Genomic DNA, 17,408 nt, shown 5'->3' with positions numbered 1-17,408 from the left:
GATGTCCTAAACCATCCCCTTAATTTTCTGTCATGCTGTAAATCGCCTGTTATTTTAGTTCGGTGACTGTCATATGTGGAGAGCGGTAAACCACTTCATCATTTAAATCTATGCCAATCCCCGGCGTATCAGGCGCCTCAATAAATCCATTCACGGGTTGAGGATCTTGAAGGCATAACTCTCTGTTCCACCCCTTAATGGCATAAGTATGATGCTCGTGGATTAAAAAGTTAGGAATAGCCGTTTCTAAGTGAAGGCTGGCAGCGGTTGCCACAGGGCCACCACAAACGTGAGCCTGAATGCGTACGTCATAGATATCAGCATAATCACAGACTTTTTTCGCTTCGGTGAAGCCACCGCACAATCCCACGTCGGGTTGAAGTACGTCAATAGATTGATCTTCTAGGTAAGGTCGCACGTCCCATCTATGATAAAGGCGTTCGCCACCGGCAATGGGAACCTTAACGTTTTTCGCCACTTTATCGTGCAGTTTGGCATTGAGATAATTCACCGGTTCTTCGTAGTAAAGGCAACCCATTTCTTCCACAATATCGCCTAGCTGAATCGCCGTAGATGCGCCAAGTAAACTATGACATTCAAAGATAATGTCGCCATCTTCACCTAAGGTGTCGCGAATGGCTTGTAAACGTGCTTTGAACAGTTTCAGCTCTGGCTTGGTAAATAGCTTGGTTCTATCGAAGTGGGTATTGCCCTCTTTATCATAAACAATAGGGTCAACCTTCACGGCGTCGTAACCGTCTTTCATGGCTTTTTCGGTAGCGCGAGCATAGTCTGCAGGGGCGTTTAATTTGGTGACTTCTTTGTCCCAATCAAACTGTAATTGGCTCGCGTAACTACGAAGTTTGCCATTGGTTTTACCCCCAAGCAATTCGTAAACAGGTAAACCTAACGCTTTACCTTTAATGTCCCATAATGCCGTGTCGATGGCACTCATTGCCGCATAGATGACAGGCCCACCGCCTAATCCCCAAAAACCTTCACGGAGCATACGAGACCACAATAACTCTGTGTTTAATGGGTTGAAGCCAATGAGCATGGCTTCAGAAATTTCTTTTATCATGTGAGCTGCAGCACTATGACCCCAGTCGTAAGCGAGTCCAGCCTCGCCAACACCTGTAATACCTTCATCAGTGTAGACCCTGACAAAAACAGGGTTCCACTGCGGGCGTTTAGGGCATTCGATGTCAAAGATTTCAACTTTTGTTACTTTCATTTATCTGTTCTCAATTGGTGTAACCGATGGGGGTAAACATGCCTATTACGCTTATTCACAAAAACCAGGATCAAGCTTGTAGGCCTTTCTTAACATGGCTGGCCACGCTTTTTGGCCGCCAGTTTGACCACTGTGTACAACATTGGCTTGGGCATAGATACCGTCAATAATGGATTGGGGAATTTCAATAACATCAGCGTTGGCCTGCATAAGAGCAAGCTGTATTTCACATGCACGCTGAAGATCGTAGAACCGCATGAAGGCATCGCCAACAGTCGGCCCTAACGTTAAGCCGCCATGGTTGGGAAGTAGCATATGATAAGTGTCACCCAAATCCTCTTGAAGGCGTTTCTTTTCATTTTCATCAACTGCCAACCCTTCGTACCCGTGATAGGACAAAGAAGGCAAAGAAAACATGGAATATTGGCTCCATGGTTTGAGTCCACCTTTCACTGAGGCGACAGAAATAGTCGCTAAGGTATGAAGATGAATGACACATTGTGCATCATGGCGAACTTCATGAATGGCACTATGAATAGTAAAGCCGGCTGGGTTGATAGAATAGGGCGTGTCGCTAAGGATATTCCCTGCCAAATCCACTTTTATCAGGTTGGAGGCGGTCACTTCGTCAAATGTAAGGCCAAACGCATTCACGAGATAATGCTCGGTGCCAGGCACTTTCGCTGAAATATGGGTATATATTAAGTCGCCCCATCGCATGTCGGCAACCAATCGGTAACACGCGGCTAAATCTACCCGAGCTTGCCACTCTTCATCTGATACCTTGCCTTTCAGGCTATTGGTTTCAAGGCTAAACACGGTATTTTCTCCTTTCTCATTAATGCCACAAAACTAACAAAGCCAAAGCAAACCTACAATGCACTTTGTGTTATGGGTTATGCGCTTTAAACTGTGTTTCGTATTGGCTATAGGCTGCGAATGCATCTCGCAGCGGAATTAAATCGTCTGCAAAGCGCAATTGTGAATGGGTAAGGCTAAAGGGCGCTACCTTTTTTAGCCCCTTTACCTCTATCTTTGCCCAGGGTGGGGCGGCAAAGTTACTGGGCAATGTGTCAATACCCGCATTGGTGTGGCAAGCATACAGCGCCAATCCGTTGGTAGTCACACTAAGCTTTGGCCCTACTAGTACGTTGAACCCCGTTTCTTCCCATGTTTCTCTATGCGCTGTACAAGGTAGAGGCTCATTTGGCTGCTGGGTGCCGCCTGGAAAGTCTAGCTTTCCTGAACCGCGATGTTCAATTAATAGTAAGCTATCTTGCACCCGAATAATGCACGCCGCCGCTTGTGGCGAAGAAGCTGCTGTATTCTCGACATTCGATACTGGATTTAAGGTACGGCAGGTGGGCGCAGAGGGCGTTGAATCTGCGCAACTAAAAAGCGTTAAAATAACGAATATTGCTGATAAGCGAATTTTGATAGGCATTAGTTTCGGTAAAATAGAGACAATAAAAATAAATAACAATCATAATGTCGCGTTAAAACTACGCCAAAAGGCGATTTAACACGTCACTGCACCAGCGTGGTACTTTACCACGGAGTGCAGCATTACCAACAGGAAAGGTTATGTCGTCACGTATATCCATCTCCCCGCTTCTTTTCGGTGTCGTGTTACTCGCTGGAGTGGTTGTTTATCTCAACTTACCTGCTGATGAGTCAAGCAAGCAAAACGGCTCACGTGCAACTCCAGTAAGAGCCACAGTAGCCAGCATGCAAACCATGCCAATCACTATTGAGGCGTTGGGCACCGCCACGGCAAATGAGTCTGTCACCATTACTGCACAAGTGACTGACACGGTGCAGGCTGTGTATTTTGACGATGGTGAAGAGGTCGAGGCTGGTAAGGTATTGGTTCAGCTCAATAATCGAGAAGAGTACGCACGAATAGCAGAGTTAAAGGCAAATATCGATGAAGCCAAGCGTCAGTATGCGCGTATTGAAGATTTAAGGCAGTCAAGTGCGGCATCGGAGCAGCTTTTAGATGAACAGCAAGCGCGGGTGAAGGGATTAGAAGCACAGTTAGACATTGCCCGAGCTCAACTTAGCGACCTGCAGATTAGCGCGCCGTTCGCCGGTGTATTAGGGGTGCGGTCGGTCAGTAAAGGGGCATTAGTCCGTCCCGCCGATGTTATCACTACGTTAGATGATATTAGCGTAATTAAAGTGGACTTCAGTATTGCAGAGAACCACTTAGCCAGTCTTGCTGTCGGTCAAACAATCTCTGCCACCACAACTGCCTATCCTAACGAATCCTTTAGCGGCACAATTAGTCATATTGATACACGACTTGACCCCATTAGCCGGGCTATTAAGGTGAGAGCCAATATCGACAATAGTGATAAGCGACTTCGCCCCGGCATGTTGATGACAATCGTGGTAGAAAAGCGGGTATTAAACACCCTAGTTCTACCAGAAAAAACCTTAGTGCCTGTGCAAGATAAACAATTTGTTTATGTGGTTGAAAACGATATTGCCATTCAAAAAGAGGTGGCAATTGGTGAACGCCGTCCTGGCAAGGTTCAAATTCTTTCAGGCATTAGCGAAGGCGATGTCGTTATCACTGAAGGTACACTGCGAGTAAGAGATCAGTCTCCGGTCAACGTGCTCAATGCTGTAGGAAAGGAGTAAACAATGCTGCTTTCTGATGTGTCGGTAAAACGTCCTGTATTCGCTACCGTTATCAATTTGCTACTGATTATTTTCGGCATCGTGGCTATTTCAATGCTGTCGTTGCGAGAATACCCTGATATAGACCCGCCTATTGTATCGGTGAGCACCAATTATACGGGGGCATCGGCAAATATTGTTGAAACACGGATTACACAATTACTAGAAGACAGAATTTCAGGCATAGAAGGCATAAAAAATATTACCTCTACGTCGCGTAATGGCCGTTCTGATATCACAATTGAATTCAAATTGTCACGGGACATAGACGCCGCAGCGAACGATGTTCGTGAGCGGGTTAGCCGCGCATTAAATAATTTACCCGATCAGGCTGATCCACCTGAAGTGTCAAAAGCCAATTCTGATGAAAGTGCCGTGGTTTGGTACAACCTGCGCAGTACCAACCTTAATACCATGGAATTAACCGATTATGCAGAGCGATTCCTCGTCGATAGGTTATCTATTGTTGATGGTGTTGCCCGTGTTCAAATTGGTGGCGGCCGCCGCTATGCAATGAAGGTATTTTTAGACAGAAATGCCATGGCCGCCCGAGGGATTACGGTGACGGATGTAGAAAACGTTATTCGGGCTGAAAACGTAGAGCTTCCCGCGGGTGAGGTGGAGTCTCTCGATCGCAATTTTGAAGTCAGGGTGGCACGCAGCTTTTTAACACCCGATGATTTCGCTGCATTAACAGTGGCCATGGGAGACGACGGCTATCTAGTTCGCCTTGGCGAAATAGCTCGCGTAGAGCTCGCCGCTGAAGATGACGAAACAGAGTTTCGTGGTGATGGCGTAAACATGATTGGTTTGGGCATCATTAAACAGTCGAAGTCCAATACATTGGAAGTTGCACGGGCCGCAAAGGCTCAAATTGCGCGTATTGAAGAAACCTTACCAGATAACATTTTTATCGTGCCTAGCTATGATTCTTCGGTATTCATCGAAGCTTCCATTGATGAAGTGTATGAAACCTTAGCAATTGCCATGTTAATGGTGGTTGTTGTGATCTATCTATTTTTAGGCAATATTCGCGCAACCTTGATTCCCGCAGTCACCGTCCCTGTTTCTCTGGTGGCCGCCTTTATTGTTATGTATGGGTTAGACTTTTCTATTAACCTACTGACCTTATTGGCCATGGTGCTTGCGATTGGCTTAGTGGTCGACGACGCCATTGTTGTATTAGAAAATATTTACCGCAGAATCGAGTTGGGTGAGCCCCCGTTATTAGCTGCCTATCGCGGTGCAAAAGAAGTAGGGTTTGCGGTTATCGCCACCACACTCGTGCTGATTTCTGTATTTGTTCCTTTAGTCTTCCTTGAGGGGAATATTGGTCGCTTGTTTACCGAGTTTGCCCTAGCCATCGCGGCTGCTGTGGCGTTTTCAAGTTTCACCGCCTTGACGCTATCGCCTATGATGGCGTCGAAACTTCTCAAGAAAAAGACCCGTTCATCTGGCTTTGGCGTTTGGATGGATAAACGCTTTGGCCAACTCGAAACTCGCTATTACCAAAGCTTGGGTAAAACCTTACATCAGCCTTTGCTCATGGTGTTGTTGTTGATTATCTCCGTGCTTGCCATTGTTCAACTTTCCGAGAAGGTGCCGAGTGAATTTGTACCTAAAGAAGACAGGGGTAATTTCTTTATTCTTATGAATGCACAAGAGGGGGCTAGCTTTGAAAGTAATGCCGCTAACCTAGCACGGATTGAAGAAGTGTTGATGCCATACCGGGAAAGCGGAAAAATTCAGCGGTTATTAGTGAGAACGCCAGGCTTTGGCGGAAACGCGGGCATGGCAATCATCGGCAGTGCCGATTGGGACGAACGGGATTTCAGTACATTTGCCTTAATGGATGAAATCAGTGAAAAGCTAACCGCGGTGCCGGATGTTCGCGCATTTGCCATTATGCGTAGCGGTATTTCTGGTGGTGGATTTGGTCGCCCGGTGCAATTCGTGTTGCAAGGAGATACCTATGAAAACCTGGTGGCATGGCGAGATACCGTTTTGACAAAAGCGGCAGACAACCCCAACTTGGTGAGAATTGATTCCGACTATAAAGAGACATCGCCGCAACTGCTGATTAACATCGACAGAGATAGAGCCGCCGATCTTGGGGTAAGTATCAGTGATATTGGTCGAACCCTGGAAGTGATGCTAGGCCAACGGACGGTGTCGACCTTTTTAGACAGAGGCGAAGAGTACGATGTCATTATTGAAGGAATAGAAGCAGACTATAGAAGCCCCAGTAGTATTGATAATCTCTATGTGCGCTCTGCGCGAACTGGCGAACTTATTCCTATGGACAATTTGCTGACGTTTACAGAGCAAGCCACTTCTGCGCAGCTGAATCGCTACAATCGTATGCGAGCAGTAACAATTTCGGCCAACCTCGCTGATGGCTACACGTTAGGCGAAGCCTTGTCTTACTTAGAAAACATTGTGGCCACAGAGTTACCTGATAATGTCTCTATCGATTATAAAGGTGAGTCGCAACTTTATCATGAAGCGGGTAGCTCGTTTGTGTATGTTTTCATCCTTGCGCTTGCTGTGACTTATTTAATTCTTGCTGCACAATTTGAGAGCTGGATTCACCCTTTGGTTATTATGCTTACCGTGCCGTTAGCATTAGTGGGCGCTTTCATTGGGCTTTACTTCGCAGGTATGACATTGAATATTTACAGTCAAATAGGTTTAGTGATGCTGATTGGCCTTGCTGCTAAAAATGGCATTCTGATTGTAGAATTTGCGAATCAGTTAAGAGATGCAGGGCTCGCGTTTGAGGAGGCATTAAAACGTGCGGCCATGCAGCGACTACGTCCGATTGTAATGACGGGGTTTACCACTGTATTTAGTGCGCTGCCCTTGGTAATGGCCTCAGGCCCAGGGGCTGAAAGTCGAAAGGTGATAGGCATGGTCATCTTCGCTGGGGTACTTGTGTCGGCATTTATGACCCTTTATGTGGTGCCTACCGCTTACAGCTGGTTGGCACGTAATACTGGGTCACCACTGCAGCGAACTCATGAAATAGCGCGATTAGACGCCAAGCTCCCCTACATAAAAGGTGAATAACAGTGTTTGCAACATGCTTGCTCTGCATTGCGTACGCTTGAACTTAAACGATTTGCAAAGAATGTGTCCATATTTAGGTATTTTTAAATATACTTAAATATGGATGCGAATTACTTTGTAAGCGCCATGTTAATGCGTCAAGTGTCTGAATTTAATCAGTAAATTAATCAGAAAGCGCACTATCATTGTTTTTTATGAAGCGCGATAGGTATTTAAACTACTCATTAGACAATCGTATACTTGCGTTAGTTTTTTCTTCCTTTACACTCCGCGGCAAAATCAACAGCTTGTATAAGCTATTCATTTTTAGACATAATTTTTTTTCATTCAAATTGGCGAAAACAACGTTTGTAACCAATACTTACCCCGTTGTAAGCGTTTGTACGCACAAATACATGTTTGCCAGCATGCGTTTAAAGTCTCAAATGTCGTTTAAAACGACGGGCAGGCAAGTAAAAAGCGACGAGCAAGCATATCAACATACTCTAAAGGACAGATGATGAAGAAGTGGATACTCGCAGCAGGTTTATGCTGCAACGTCGCTCTTGCCGACGTAGCCGTTATCGTAAACCCCAATAATAGTGACGCGCTTGATAAAGACAGTATTAGTCGAATTTTCTTGAACAAAGCGAAAGCATTCCCTAGCGGTATAAAGGCTGAGCCAGTTGCATTGGACGAAGGCCAATCGGCCACTGATGAGTTCAACAGCAAAGTGCTAAACAAAACAGCTGCCCAACTTACCGCGTTTTGGTCAAAGCTCGTATTTACGGGTAAAGGTCAGCCTCCTAAAGCATTAGCCAGTGATGCAGAAGTGATATCTGCGGTAGCGGCAAACCCGGGCGCAATAGGTTACGTTGACGCTGCCGCTGTCAATGACAGCGTACGCGTTGTTGCTACGTTTTAATCTCCCGATTTTACAAAGAATTTAAGGAACACCCATGAAAACCAAACTCGCTATCTTATCAATGGCTGGTCTACTGACTACACCTGCTTTGGCCGATATTCAAATTAACGGCTTCGCCAACCTAATTGGTGGCATGACACTCGATGACGATGAGTCGGTTTACGACTACGACAGTGATTTTAACTTTAATCCAGCCAGTGTATTTGGCCTTCAAGTGCGCGGCGATGTGAGTGATAAATTATCCGCAACAGCCCAGTTAGTGGGTCGCGGCAGTGACGACTACGACGCCGATTTTGAGTGGGCTTACATGACTTACATGTTGAACAATAACGTCAACATCAGTGCGGGTCGCTTACGTATGCCGCTTTTCAAATATTCAGCCTCTCTCGATATTGGTTATTCTTACCACTGGTTAACGCCACCGGATGCAATCTATGGTATTGACTTCAACAATATCGACGGTGTTCGCCTTGACTACTCGACTTATTCGGGAGATTGGGAGTACGGTGGGCAGCTCACTGTGGGTCGTGTTGAAACCGATACGACGATTTCGGGCACACCTGCGGCGCTAGAACTTGAAAATGTAATGGCATTATCGCTAGAGGCCACCCGAGACTGGTTCAGTGCGCGTACCTTATTTGCTCGTGCCAAGGTAAGTGCATTCAATGATGATTTTGAAACCTTTGTTGACGGTTTAAATGCATTCGGCTCTTCTATTCCTTCAGCGTCTTTGGCTGCAGCTGGGTTCAGTGTAGATGAAGACACAGGCACATTTTTTGAAGTCGCTGTTGATATCGATAAATACGATTGGTTTGTAGGCGCAGAGTTTACGCAAACAGAAGTTGATGGTGCTGTCATCGCTGATAATAAAGCCTGGTATGTTACGGCTGGTATGCGCTTCGGTAAATTCACACCGCATATTACGTACGAAGTAGAAGAAGCGGATAATGGTACCCAGCTTGGCCTAGTTTCAGCTCTACCTTCAACAATTTCTACTGGTGAAGCAGTAACAGATGCCACTTGGGCGTCAATTTACCAGACCTCTGCAGGTATTGCCGCTCAACAGGAATTAGATGTATCAGCTTTAACGGTCGGCATTCGCTACGATGTTGAGCCCGGTTTTGCATTGAAAACTGATGTAACCTGGTATTCGGACGATTTAAACGATCTGAATGACGCAACGTTACTTAAAGTCGGTGTTAATTACACCTTCTAATATGTTAGCTGGCCTCACACAGTCGGGTGAGGCCAGTGTTATGTTTTACCTTGACCTCAAGCTTTCCAAAAGTAGCACTTAACCGTCCTTACCTTTTTCCTGCGAGCAATCTTTGTCTCGCGAACACGATGAAGTCGCTTCGAAAATACACACCCCGTTTTCCAACAAGATGATGGCGTTCACTTTAAGGGGGCGACGAAAACTAGCGACCCAAATGCTAAACCAGCTACGTTTTAGCGCGCTCGCTATATTTCATTTAAAGTGTGATTTCTATTGGTATAAGGTATATTAATTAATACCTTTATATGGTTATTTATGCTTTAAGTAAAGTGGTTGCTGTTTTTATCTATATAATTTTAAAGGTTTTTTATTTTTCGTGTGAATTGGCATGGTACGAAAGGGGGCTTTCGATGAGTATGAAAACCTGTACCTAGATAATAAGTATAATTGTCTATCTGTCAATCTCCCTTACACTTCTAACCACATTCAGCTCAGTAAGCTTTCACAAAGAAATAACACCAATTAGGTAGTTGTTAATTGGAAATTTTTTAAACCCTAGACAATACTTTATTACGTTACCTCGTGTGAAGTGTGAGTTGGGACTTCTCGTGATTCTTTCTGTTGCACTGACAGAAAGAGTTCAAAATGAACAGTAAAACAAACAATAGTTCGTTGAATAAAACGTTTGAGGAAACACAATGAAAAAATGGTTACTAGCCGCAAGTTTGTGCAGCGGGATGGCGTTTGCAGATGTTGCCGTTATTGTTAATCCAAGCAATGGCGATGCTTTAGATAAAGACACCATTAGCCGTCTTTTTCTAAATAAAGCAAAAGCATTCTCCAATGGAACAAAGGTCGCTCCCTTTGCCTTGGCAGAAGGAAATGCTACTACCGACGAATTCAACGGAAAAGTGTTAAACAAAACTGCTGCCCAGCTCACAGCATTTTGGTCGAAGCTGGTATTTACTGGAAAAGGACAACCACCGAAAGCGTTATCTAGTGACGCTGAGGTTATTTCTGCTGTTGCAGGTAACCCCGGCGGAATCGGTTACGTAGACGCAGGCTCGGTAAACGATAGCGTTCGAGTAGTTGCAACCTTTTAATTCCACAGTATTAGATCATATTTAAGGAACACACATGAAAACCAAACTTGCTCTATTGTCATTAGCTGGACTGTTTGCAGCCCCAACTTTTGCTGAAATTCAAATCAATGGCTTTGCTAATCTGATAGGTGGAATGACGCTAGATGATGACGAAGCGGTATACGGTTACGACAGTGACTTTACCTTTAATCCAGCGAGTGTATTTGGCCTTCAAGTACGCGGCGATGTAAGTGATAAGCTATCTGCGACTGCGCAACTCGTTGGCCGTGGTAGTGAAGACTACGACGCAAGCTTTGAATGGGCTTACATGACGTACGCACTTTCAAGTAACTCTAGCATTAGCGCGGGTCGCGTGCGGTTACCTTTATTTAAGTATTCTGCATCACTAGATGTGGGTTACTCATACCACTGGCTTACACCACCAGATTCAGTGTACGGTGTTCTCATTAATAACATGGATGGTGTGCGTTACGATTACACCAATTATTACGGTGATTGGGAATACGGTTTTCAGGTATTTGGTGGCCGTGGTGAAAATGGCGACATAGATGCAGAGAAGCTTGTAGGGGTATCATTTGAAGCAACAAGAGATTGGTTCAGTGTGCGTTCAATTTATGCACACACTGAATTTACTAGTCCAAATGAAGATTTAACCACCTTAACAGATGCAATTAGTAATTTTTCTGCAGTTGTACCGACGGTGACCTCATTATCAAATAACTTTCTACTTGAAGAAGATTCAACAGGTTTCTTCGAGTTAGCGCTCGCCATTGATAAATACGACTGGTTTGTTGGCGCTGAATATACCCATATTAATCTTAAGGATGCACCTATTGCAGCTGATGACGCTTGGTATATTACGGCGGGTATGCGTTTTGGTAAATTCACTCCGCATATCACCTACGAACACAAAGAGTCAGACGCGAATGATGTGCTAGAGTATTTGGACGATGTGCCCTCTACCATTAGCACAGGTGATGCAGTGACTGATGCAACGTGGGCTACGTTGTATCAAACGTTTACTGCCATTGCTGCCGCTCAAGATGAAGACAGATCAGCGGTGACTGCAGGCCTTCGTTATGATGTTGAGCCAGGTTTCGCTGTGAAAGGTGAAGTGACTTGGTATACTGATGAAGTCAATGATGCGAACGACGCGACATTGCTGCGTGTTGGTGTAAACTATACATTCTAAGCAAAGTTAATTTACTTAGAAGACGCCCTTCGGCATTGTCGAAGGGCGGAATTTTTTCTAAAGTTTTTACGTAATTAGAAGATAAATAACATAACAAGGCTTTTCAGGTAGACTGAAAAGATCATAAACGTAGTTACGAGTGAGAATACAATGAATTTTTTGAAGAAAATGCCAATCGCCACCAAGATATTTCTTATTCCCGGCATCGCAGCATTGAGTTTCGTTTTGTATCTCCTTATTACGATTTACACCGCCCTAAACAATGGCGATGTGCTTGAAGAAGTACAACAGGTTCAATTTCCAGCACTTCAACTGTCTGCGTCAACGTTAGTTGAGATGCAAAAGGTCAGGGATACACTAAGCAGTGCAGCGACTACCGGCGATCAAGACACGCTAGATGCGGCGACATCCATCGCCTCTGAAGCGAAGGCCGGTTTAGATCGCATTGCCAATATTAGTCCTGAATTTCGTAGTGATATTTCTCGCATTTCCGATGGCTTTGATGACTACTTCGAAGTGGCATTCGGCGTGTCTCAATCTATGGTGAACGGCACCGCCGACTTTAGCCGATTAGGTGAGCTGTCTGCTCAGATGAATGGGTCTTATGATTCCGTTATTGCGTCAATGACCCGATTTAAAGACCAGCAGCAAGCTGACTTTGAAAACGCATTTGCAACAATTGATTCGGCAAACACGTCACTGATTAGCACCGGCGTTGTGATGACCATAGTGGTTAGCTTATTGTTGTTCGCCACCGCCATCCCCATTGTACGTGGTATAAAATCAAGTATTGATGATGTTGTTCGCTCACTGAAAGATATCGCGCAAGAAAATGGTGATTTAACGGTTCGCATTAATACTCAGAGCGAAGATGAAATTGGCGAGTTAGTGTACTGGTTCAATCAATTCATGGATAAGCTTCAAGGTGTGGTGAAGGATGTGGTTGAAGCCAGCTTACCGTTGTCAAATTTAGCGCAGAATCTGCGTGGACTCACCGAAGAAACACAACGCACGATTGATGTTCAGCAGCGCTCTGCTCAAGATGCGAAGCATGCTGTGGATACCATGAGTGGCTCAGTGGAAGGCGTGGCACATAGTGCAGCTCAAGCGGCAAGTGATGCTAATGAAGCAACGGAAGCGGCAGGAGAAGGACGTCAAATTGTACAGCAAACGGTCTCGAGCATTCAGCAGCTAGCGGACAACGTGAGAGAAACCGCGGATGTGATAGGAAGGTTGGAGTCTGACTCTAATAAAGTTGGCTCGGTGCTAGACGTTATTAAAGGTATTGCCGAGCAAACAAACTTGTTGGCACTTAACGCTGCTATTGAAGCGGCTCGTGCGGGTGAACAAGGGCGTGGGTTCGCTGTTGTGGCTGATGAGGTGCGTACCCTAGCATCACGTACACAGCAATCGACTGAAGAAATTCAAAGCACGATAGAGCAGTTACAAAGTGCGGCACACTCTGCCGTTGAAGTGATGTCTCGCGGTACTGAACAAGCCACAACGAGTGTGGATACTGCGAATAAAGCGGGCAGTAGCCTTGAAACCATCACAAGTACTATTGGCCGTATTAATAACATGAATGAGCAAATTGCTCACAATACCGAAGACCAGCGTATGGTGGCGGTAGATATTGTGAAGCACGTAGATGAAATTCATGAGCGTACAGAAAAAACAGCGCAAAGCTCTGGCCAGTTAGGCACTATGTGTAATGAGCTGGCTGACCTAGCTCAGCACTTAGAATCTATTGCTAAGCAATTTAGGGTGTAGCCTGCTTTACGTTTCCCATGGGGAACGTGCTGCGCAAATCGAAAAAGCCTTGTCGCCCGACAAGGCTTTTTTCGTTGTATAGCCATTCGCTGATAGCAGCTCAGGCATTATGAATGCCATTAGAAGTAACCTGACTGTAAGGCTTTTAAGATAAAAAAAATCCCCAGTTAAACCGGGGATTTTTTAATAGCCTTTACAATGAAATTGCCAGTGGCTATTGCGGCAACGTACAGCTCTCAGGAAAGGCTGACAGCTCTATGTTTGCTATTCATCCAAGAAGCTACGAAGCTGCTCAGAGCGGCTAGGGTGACGAAGTTTGCGAAGCGCTTTAGCTTCAATCTGACGAATACGCTCACGGGTAACGTCAAACTGCTTGCCAACTTCCTCTAGCGTATGGTCAGTATTCATATCAATACCAAAACGCATGCGAAGTACTTTCGCTTCACGAGCGGTAAGGCCTGCTAATACTTCTTGCGTGGCGTCTTTCAAGCTGCCGCCTGTGGCTGAATCGAGGGGCTGTATAATAGTGCTGTCCTCAATAAAGTCCCCAAGATGCGAATCTTCATCGTCGCCAATAGGCGTTTCCATGGAGATAGGCTCTTTAGCAATCTTCAACACTTTGCGGATTTTATCTTCAGGCATAAGCATGCGTTCCGACAATTCCTCTGGTGTTGGCTCGCGACCCATTTCTTGCAGCATTTGACGAGAAATACGATTAAGTTTGTTAATCGTTTCTATCATGTGTACAGGAATACGTATTGTACGTGCTTGGTCGGCAATAGAGCGGGTAATCGCTTGACGAATCCACCATGTCGCATACGTTGAAAACTTATAACCACGACGATATTCAAACTTATCTACCGCCTTCATCAGGCCGATGTTACCTTCCTGAATAAGGTCAAGGAACTGCAAACCACGGTTAGTGTATTTCTTAGCAATTGAAATAACCAAACGTAGGTTGGCTTCAACCATCTCTTTTTTCGCTCGGCGAGCTTTTGCTTCACCAATCGACATGCGACGGTTAATGTCTTTGATATCAGCAATCACTAAACCCGTTTCTTGTTCAACCTGGTTCATTTTGCTAATACAGCGTTCAATCTCTTCTTGGTTGTAGGCAAGTGCGTCAGCATAAGGCGCACCAGACTTCACGGCTTCGTGTAACCACGCTGATGATGTTTCGTTTCCAGCAAACGCTTTAATAAAGTCCTTTTTAGGCATTTTTGCGTTAACAACGCAAAATTTCATTACCAAACGTTCTTGAATTCTAACCTTGTCCATCATGGCACGCATGTTTTTAACCATGCGGTCAAATTGCTTAGGTACTAATCGGAATTCTTTAAAAATATCGCTTAGTGCTGCAATTTGTTCACGTGCGGCAGGATGAGAACGGCCTTTCTTTTCAATAACATCACGGGCTTTAATATACTGTTCACGCAATTCGTCAAACCTAGCGCGAGCAAGTTCAGGATCTACACCTGTGTCTTCTTCTTCATCGTCATCATCATCGTCGTCGTCTTCATCTTCCAATTCTTCTTCAGATAATTCTGACCCGATGTGGGTGGCCGTGGGCGCTAGATCTTGATCATCGTCAGGATCAACAAAACCAGAAATAATATCGCTTAGACGAATTTCCTCTGCTTCATAAAGATCCCATTGATCAAGTAGGTAGGTGATAGCCTCGGGATATTCCGCCACTGAACACTGAACTTGGTTGATACCATCTTCAATACGCTTGGCAATTTCAATTTCGCCTTCACGGGTCAACAGTTCAACGGTGCCCATTTCACGCATGTACATGCGCACAGGGTCGGTAGTTCGGCCTATTTCACTTTCAACGGTAGCTAGCGCTTGGGCTGCTGCTTCTGCAGCATCTTCATCGGCGGTAGCTTCTTGCATGAGTAACTCGTCAGAATCTGGAGCAGATTCTGATACCTGAATACCCATGTCATTGATCATACGGATAATATCTTCGATTTGATCAGAATCGACGATATCTTGCGGCAGGTGGTCGTTAACTTCTGCAAAGGTTAAGTAACCTTGCTCTTTACCTTTTGCAATCAGGAGCTTAATCTGAGACTGCTTGCTTTGCGCCATATAACCTACACTTCTCACATTCAATTAGTTTGCAATAGAAAAGACAACACACATGATTGTATGTTCCCTTTATGCTGTCGTACTGCTAGTTGTTTACTGCCGCTTCCGCTCGATGTCACGTTAAGCTTAACGGTGCACATCTGCTCGGGTTTGGTTCTGCCCGTTATATTCGGCGATATATTTGCTACTTACGTTGCTGCATTTTTGTTCACATTTGTGATTATAAGTATGCCTGCAGCGAATTAGCCAGTATAGCAGAATAACAGGTGGTTTTACCAGATTGGCGGCTGGTTTTTTAGCCAGTTTTTCAAGCTAACCATTAAGTCAGCTTTTCTGACGTTCCTTCATTAACAGGTTTAATTCCTCTTTCTCCGCCTTTGACAGCGGTTGAACCCGTGAACGGGAGATTAAAGTTTCAATGCGGCTATCGAAATGCCAATCAAGAAGACGAGCAAAGCTGTCGGTGTATACACGTTCAGCATCTTCGTCTTTTACGAGATGTTCTTGTAACAATAATTTCGCGATAGTAGGAGAATGGGGATGGTCACGGAAGTTTTCAACCAGTTGCGCTGTTGTAGCATGTGGATGCTGCGTACAATACTGATGAACCGCAAGTAACAAATCCATGCCTGCAGCTTGGCTACCGGCAAATACCCCTGGCTGCACTTCCTGGCATCTCGTGGCCAAAGAAGGCATGTCTAGCAATAATCGAATAAGCATGCGTAAAGGCGATAAACGGGTTTTGCCCACTTGGTTAAGGTTGGGAGAGTAGCCAGGTTTACGGCCAGCATTATTCGCTTTTGAGATATCTTGCTGTAATTTAAATCTGTCGTATTCACCGGTGTGTTTCGCCAGTTCTTCTAGCAGCATTTGTTTTTGATCATCCCCTAATACGCCCTCAATAAGCGGCAGGGCCGCATTTTTTAATGCACGTTTTCCCTCGGGGGTACCCACATTGTGGGTTTTTAATAGGTTTTCGAAGAAGAACCGAGACAAGGGCATAGCGGAATCAAGCATGGTCATAAATGCCTCTTTACCGACTTGTCGCACCATGGTGTCTGGATCTTCTCCGTCAGGAAGAAACAAAAAGGATAGCCTTACGCCATCTTTTAACGCTGGAAGCGCATTTTCAAGTGCGCGCCATGCGGCTTCTCGCCCGGCTCTATCACCGTCGTAGCAGCACACAATATGTGATGTCGCGCGCACCAACATTTGGATATGCTCTGGTGTGGTGGCAGTCCCTAAGGCGGCAGTGGCAATATTAATATCAAATTGACTTAAGGCGACGACGTCCATGTATCCTTCAACAATCACCACGGTGTCGAGCTGACGATTTTGCTGACGAGCGTGGTAAAAACCAAACAGCTCGCTGCCTTTGTGGAAAATACGGGTTTCTGGCGAGTTTAAGTATTTAGGGCCGCCGTCATCTAAAACTCGACCACCAAAGCCCACCACGCGACCACGTTTATCGCGAATAGGAAACATGATTCTGTCGCGGAAAAAGTCGTATCGGCGTCCCTGATCGTTTTGATTAACCAGTTTCAGATCGATCAGTTGCTTTACTTTATCCGGACTTTTACCGAAGGTATTAAGCAGTGCGTCCCAGCTGTCTGGCGCGTAGCCAATCTCCCATTGCTTCACGATGTCGCCGCTTAATCCCCGTTGTTTCAGGTAATTAATGGCTTTTTCACTGTTACTATTCTGGCGTAACTGTTGTTGAAAAAAGCGTGCAACTTGATCCATCAAGCTATAATCATCTAATTGCTGCTGCTTTTTCTCTTCGCTCATGGCAGGACGACTGCCTTTTTCTCTGGGAACTTCCAGACCATGAAAACGGGCTAATTCTTCTATCGCTTCAACAAACTCTAGGCGGTCAAATTCCATCATGAAGGAAATGGCGTTGCCATGAGCACCACAGCCAAAGCAATGATAAAACTGCTTTTCTTGGCTTACGGTAAAAGAGGGGCTTTTCTCATTGTGGAAAGGGCAGCAGGCTTGGTAGTTCTTTCCCGCCTTCTTTAATTTAACGCGACTGTCGACAATATCGACAACATCTGTGCGTGAGAGGAGATCATCAATAAAATCGCGAGGTATTTTTCCGGCCATGAGAAGACATAAATGCTTAAAACGATAAGTACTGT

At 45.2% G+C, this 17,408-nt stretch carries 12 protein-coding genes; 7 read left to right on the top strand and 5 right to left on the bottom strand.

Going from position 1 to position 17,408, the window contains the following annotated elements; all coding sequences use genetic code 11:
* Nucleotides 1-49 precede the first annotated feature (49 nt).
* The 3 genes from IUA53_RS16780 to IUA53_RS16770 all read right to left on the bottom strand — a co-directional run bounded on the left by IUA53_RS16780 (nucleotide 50) and on the right by IUA53_RS16770 (nucleotide 2,678).
* A complete protein-coding gene (locus IUA53_RS16780) occupies nucleotides 50-1,234 on the bottom strand; it encodes a mandelate racemase/muconate lactonizing enzyme family protein (RefSeq protein ID WP_044446156.1) in 1,185 nt (394 codons plus the stop codon).
* A 51-nt stretch (nucleotides 1,235-1,285) separates the two neighbouring features.
* Complete coding sequence (locus IUA53_RS16775) at nucleotides 1,286-2,053, bottom strand: class II aldolase/adducin family protein (RefSeq protein WP_044446158.1); 768 nt, start codon at nucleotides 2,051-2,053, stop codon at nucleotides 1,286-1,288.
* A 70-nt stretch (nucleotides 2,054-2,123) separates the two neighbouring features.
* On the bottom strand, nucleotides 2,124-2,678 hold the full coding sequence (locus IUA53_RS16770) for an NUDIX hydrolase (RefSeq protein ID WP_044449290.1): 555 nt from the start codon (nucleotides 2,676-2,678) through the stop codon (nucleotides 2,124-2,126).
* Between the two features lie 140 nt (nucleotides 2,679-2,818).
* On the opposite strand from IUA53_RS16770, the gene IUA53_RS16765 reads away from it, so the two are divergent.
* From IUA53_RS16765 to IUA53_RS16735, 7 genes are all read left to right on the top strand, one after another.
* Nucleotides 2,819-3,880 (top strand): efflux RND transporter periplasmic adaptor subunit, encoded by a 1,062-nt coding sequence (locus IUA53_RS16765; protein ID WP_044056017.1) that lies wholly within the window; start codon nucleotides 2,819-2,821, stop codon nucleotides 3,878-3,880.
* A gap of 3 nt (nucleotides 3,881-3,883) precedes the next feature.
* Entirely contained in the window at nucleotides 3,884-6,988 is a 3,105-nt protein-coding gene (locus IUA53_RS16760) for an efflux RND transporter permease subunit (protein ID WP_044446160.1), read from the top strand.
* A gap of 499 nt (nucleotides 6,989-7,487) precedes the next feature.
* On the top strand, nucleotides 7,488-7,892 hold the full coding sequence (locus tag IUA53_RS16755) for a substrate-binding domain-containing protein (RefSeq protein WP_044056020.1): 405 nt from the start codon (nucleotides 7,488-7,490) through the stop codon (nucleotides 7,890-7,892).
* A gap of 34 nt (nucleotides 7,893-7,926) precedes the next feature.
* Nucleotides 7,927-9,108 (top strand): hypothetical protein, encoded by a 1,182-nt coding sequence (locus IUA53_RS16750; protein WP_044446163.1) that lies wholly within the window; start codon nucleotides 7,927-7,929, stop codon nucleotides 9,106-9,108.
* A gap of 698 nt (nucleotides 9,109-9,806) precedes the next feature.
* On the top strand, nucleotides 9,807-10,211 hold the full coding sequence (locus IUA53_RS16745) for a phosphate ABC transporter substrate-binding protein (RefSeq protein ID WP_044446165.1): 405 nt from the start codon (nucleotides 9,807-9,809) through the stop codon (nucleotides 10,209-10,211).
* Between the two features lie 34 nt (nucleotides 10,212-10,245).
* Nucleotides 10,246-11,403 (top strand): hypothetical protein, encoded by a 1,158-nt coding sequence (locus IUA53_RS16740; RefSeq protein WP_044056023.1) that lies wholly within the window; start codon nucleotides 10,246-10,248, stop codon nucleotides 11,401-11,403.
* 150 nt (nucleotides 11,404-11,553) lie between these two features.
* Nucleotides 11,554-13,173: a methyl-accepting chemotaxis protein gene (locus IUA53_RS16735; protein WP_044056024.1), complete on the top strand. Its 1,620-nt coding sequence runs from the start codon at nucleotides 11,554-11,556 to the stop codon at nucleotides 13,171-13,173.
* Nucleotides 13,174-13,437: 264 nt separating this feature from the next.
* On the opposite strand, the gene rpoD is transcribed toward IUA53_RS16735, so the two are convergent.
* Both rpoD and dnaG read right to left on the bottom strand, forming a co-directional pair.
* Nucleotides 13,438-15,267 carry an RNA polymerase sigma factor RpoD gene (gene rpoD / locus IUA53_RS16730; protein WP_044056025.1) on the bottom strand — a complete coding sequence of 610 codons (1,830 nt, stop codon included), beginning with the start codon at nucleotides 15,265-15,267 and terminating at the stop codon, nucleotides 13,438-13,440.
* Nucleotides 15,268-15,591: 324 nt separating this feature from the next.
* The gene (gene dnaG / locus IUA53_RS16725) at nucleotides 15,592-17,373 is read right to left on the bottom strand and encodes a DNA primase (protein ID WP_044056026.1); all 1,782 of its coding nucleotides are present in this window, start codon (nucleotides 17,371-17,373) and stop codon (nucleotides 15,592-15,594) included.
* Nucleotides 17,374-17,408: the final 35 nt, after the last annotated feature.

The sequence above is a fragment of the Alteromonas sp. B31-7 genome (assembly GCF_015767655.1).
Classification (GTDB): Bacteria; Pseudomonadota; Gammaproteobacteria; order Enterobacterales; family Alteromonadaceae; genus Alteromonas; species Alteromonas australica.
Note: the sequence above shows the minus strand (reverse complement) of the source record. Positions and strands in the feature narration are given on the sequence as shown.